Genomic DNA, 3322 nt, shown 5'->3' with positions numbered 1-3322 from the left:
TCTGCGCACTGTCGTATCGGCGACATGGCGCAGGTTGGCCAGCGTGACGTGCTGACGCGGCGGGTGGCGTCCCGCCAGCCTGTTCGGGTATGGAAACCAGGAACAATCGGCGAATAACGCGGGTGCTCTGGGCGCTCACGGCGGCGGCACTGCTGACCGCCGTGCTCCCCGCGCCCGCCCACGGCGCCCCCGAGGCCGGCGCGCGCACCGCGGTCCCGTCCGCTGGTGCGCCGCAGCGGCACACCGTCACGCTCCTCACCGGCGACAGGGTCGTCGTGGAGCGGTATCCCGACGGCCGGCAGTCCGCGGTCGTACGCCCGGCGCCGGGCGGCGACGCCGAGGGGTTCTCGACCCGCGAGGTCGACGGGCGGCTGCACGTCGTACCGCTGGAGGCCGTGCCGTATCTGGCCGCGGGCCGGCTCGACACGGCCCTGTTCGATGTGACCGGCCTGATCGAGCAGGGCTACGACGACGCCCGCGCCGAGCGTCTGCCGCTGATCGTGGAGTACGGGAAGGGCGTGCGGTCGCAGGCCGCGCGGCAGGCGCCCGAGCACAGCACGCTCAAGACGCCCCTGGCCAGCGTGCACGGGGCGGCCGTCACCATGGACAAGGGCGGGGCGGCGAAGTTCTGGGACTCCCTGAGCAAGGCCCCTTCGACCCGCGACGCGGCGGAACCGCCCGGGCTCGCGCGCGGGGTCGAGAAGGTCTGGCTGGACAGCCGGATCCGGGCCTCGCTGGACAGGAGTACGGCGCAGATCGGCGCGCCGGAGGTGTGGAAGACGGGGGCGACCGGTGCGGGCGTCAAGGTGGCCGTGCTGGACACCGGGGTCGACGCCGGGCATCCGGACCTCACGGGCCGCATAGCCGAGGCGCGCAACTTCACCCCGGCCGACAGCGTCAGGGACGCCCACGGGCACGGTACGCACGTGGCGTCGACCATCGCGGGCAGCGGCGCGGCCTCCGGCGGGAGCCGGAAGGGCGTCGCGCCCGGTGCCGACCTGCTGATCGGCAAGGTGCTCGACGACAGCGGCTTCGGCAGTGACTCGATGGTGCTGCAGGGCATGGAGTGGGCCGCCGCCTCGGGCGCCCGGGTGGTCAACATGAGCCTGGGCGACGGCGCGGCGGACGAGGAGAGTCCGCTGGTGGAGGCCGTGAACCGGCTCACCGAGCAGACGGGCGCCCTGTTCGTCGCGGCCGCCGGCAACGAGGGCCCGGGGACGTCCACCGTCGGCGCGCCCGGGGTCGCCCCGCGGGCCCTGACCGTGGGGGCGGTCGACCGGGACGAGTCGCTGGCGGAGTTCTCCAGCCGCGGACCGGCCGGCGCCGCGGACCGGCTCAAGCCCGAGATCACCGCGCCGGGCGTGGGCATCGTGGCCGCCCGCGCCGAGGGCACGTCGATGGGCGAACCGGCGGGCGAGCGGTACACCGCCGCTTCCGGCACCTCGATGGCCACGCCGCATGTGGCGGGCGCCGCCGCGCTGCTGGCCCAGCTCCATCCGTCCTGGACGGCCCAGCAGCTGAAGGACGCCCTGGTCAGCACCGCCCGGACCGCGAAGGACCCCAGTGTCTACGAGCAGGGCGGCGGCCGGGTGGACGTGGCGCGGGCCGCGGCGCAGCGGGTTTTCGCCACCGGCAGCGCGGACTTCGGCCCGCACGCGTCCACGGAGGCCGCGCTCGCGCAGACGGTCACGTACACCAACTCCTCGGACTCCGCCGTGGCGTTGAAGCTGTCGCTGTCGGTGGAGGACGGTGAGGGGAAGCCGGCTCCGGCGGGCATGTTCCGTACGAGCGCCGACTCGGTCGTCGTACCGCCGGGCGGGTCCGCCGCGGTCACGCTGGAGGCCGACCCGCGGGCCGGTGCCCCAGGCCTGTACAGCGGCCGCCTCTCCGCGGTGTCGGCGGACGGGAAGACGGCCGCCCACACCTCCGTCGGCCTCTCGGTGCGCGCGCCGCTGCGCACCCTGACGCTCACGTCACTCGGCCGGGACGGGGCCCCGGCTCGCGTGCCGGTCTTCGAGGTGTACGGGGCGGACCGGCGCCAGGACACCCTCGGCTGGATCGGCGCGGACGGCAGGACCGAGGTGCGGGTGCCGGAGGGGACCTACTTCGTCAAGGCGCTCATCCCCGGCTCCGAGACGACCGGAGAGCACCACAGCGTCGTCCTGCGGCCGGAGTTCGCCCTGCGGGGCGACAGCGAACTGGTGCTGGACGCCCGCGAGGCGACCCAGGTGAAGGTCCGCACGCCGAAACCCGCCGAGCACCAGGGGATGCTGCACTACGCCGCCCACCGGGCCTGGGGGAAGCGGGACATCAGCAGCACGGTCGTGGAGTTCGACACGGTCAAGAAGCTGTTCGTCACGCCGACGGACCCGGTCGCCAAGGGCGAGTTCGAGTTCTACTCGCGGTGGCGCATGGCGGCCCCGCGGCTGACCGCCGTGGCGCGCGGCGCGAAGGCTCCGGCGCTGACGCCCGTACTCCTCAACCAGTCCCCCGCCGTCGAGGGGAGCCGCCGGCTGCCCGTGGTGTTCGCGGGCACGGGCGGCGAGCAGGACCTCGCGGGCCGGAACCTGCGGGGCAAGCTGGCCCTCATGCGGCCGGACGACACAGGGGCCGAGGAGCAGGTGGCCCGCGCGGCCGCCGCCGGTGCCGCGGCCGCCGCGGTCCTCGGCGAGTCCCCCGGCCCCGTGTGGAGCAGGTGGTCGCCGACCGGGGAGCGTCTCGCGGCCGTGGGCATGAAGATGCCCCAGGAGCAGGGGGAGGCGCTGATCCGGCTGCTGGAGCGGGGCGAGCGGCTGAGCGTCGAGGTGTCGGGCACCGCGTTCAGCCCGTATCTGTACGAGCTGACGCTGGTCGAGCGCGGCCGGGTGCGCGGCCGTCTCGACTACGGGGTGACGGGCGCCAACACCGCCGAGGTGTCGGCCCGTTACCACCGCGCCGGCGCCCTGACCTGGACCAAGGAGCAGCGGTTCGCCTGGCGGCCGTGGGAGAGCACCAGCGTCGCCCTCGACCTGCAGACGCCGCTGAAGGTCCCGAGCACGCGGCAGGAGTTCGTCAGCGCAGGCGACACCCTGTGGCGGCAGCACGTCCGCCACGACTACACCTGGGACGACTTCGGCCCGGTCCTGGGCGGTATGACGCAGGGGTTGCGCAGGTACGACGCGCGGCAGTCGGTGCGGGAGACGTGGTTCGGCTCGGTGATCCGCCCGGCCGTCCCGAAGGGGACGTCCGGCTTCGCCTCGGAGCGGCGTGGGGCGGAGTTCCTGCTCCGCATCCCCGAGTTCGCCGACAGCGGGGAGAGCCACTTCGCGCGCGCGGGCGACGA

At 74.7% G+C, this 3322-nt stretch carries 1 protein-coding gene; it reads left to right on the top strand.

The window, feature by feature from the left end:
• Nucleotides 1-122: 122 nt before the first annotated feature.
• A partial coding sequence (locus AOK16_RS04755; protein WP_055470950.1) for a S8 family serine peptidase occupies nucleotides 123-3322 on the top strand: 3200 nt, incomplete at its 3' end.

Origin of the sequence: Streptomyces pathocidini, assembly GCF_001418495.1 — a bacterium.
Lineage (GTDB): Bacteria > Actinomycetota > Actinomycetes > Streptomycetales > Streptomycetaceae > Streptomyces > Streptomyces pathocidini.
The sequence above is the reverse complement of the archived record's forward strand: the minus strand, read 5'-3'. Positions and strand labels throughout refer to the sequence as shown.